The sequence below is a fragment of the Micromonospora radicis genome, from assembly GCF_003583405.1.
Lineage (GTDB): Bacteria > Actinomycetota > Actinomycetes > Mycobacteriales > Micromonosporaceae > Micromonospora > Micromonospora radicis.
Genome location: NZ_QXEC01000073.1, coordinates 1 through 446, shown reverse-complemented (window position 1 = coordinate 446; position 446 = coordinate 1). Strand labels below are relative to the sequence as shown.

Genomic DNA, 446 nt, shown 5'->3' with positions numbered 1-446 from the left:
GCCACCCTCACGACGGTCACCGCCGCGGAAACCGCCCTCACGACGGTCGCCGCCACGGAAGCCGTTCGGCCGTTCGCTGTTGTCACGGCGGAACCCGCCCGACCTGTCGTCGCCGTAGCGACGCTCGCCGCGGTCAGCGTCACGGAAGCCGCCCTCACGGCGGTCACCGTCCCGGCGGAAGCCGCCGGATCGGGGGCGGTCGGCACCGTGGCCGCCGTCACCGCGGCCGTCGCGGGAGCCGCGCTCCCGGTCACGGTCGTCGCGGTACGACGGGCGGTCGTCACGGCGGAAGCCGCGATCGCGGCTGTCGGGCCGGCCCTCGCCCCGAGGACGGTCTCCGCCCTGAGGTCCTGAACTCACAGGTACATCCTTCCTAGGTGCGTCATTCCACGACGCAACGCAGTCGAGGGCCAACCCGATTCCGGGTGGCCCTCGACTGTGACGTG

Annotated in this window: 1 pseudogene; it reads left to right on the top strand. The window is 73.1% G+C overall.

Going from position 1 to position 446, the window contains the following annotated elements:
* A pseudogene (locus tag D2L64_RS28175) lies at positions 1-354 on the top strand (hypothetical protein); the annotation flags it as partial.
* Positions 355-446 lie beyond the last annotated feature (92 nt).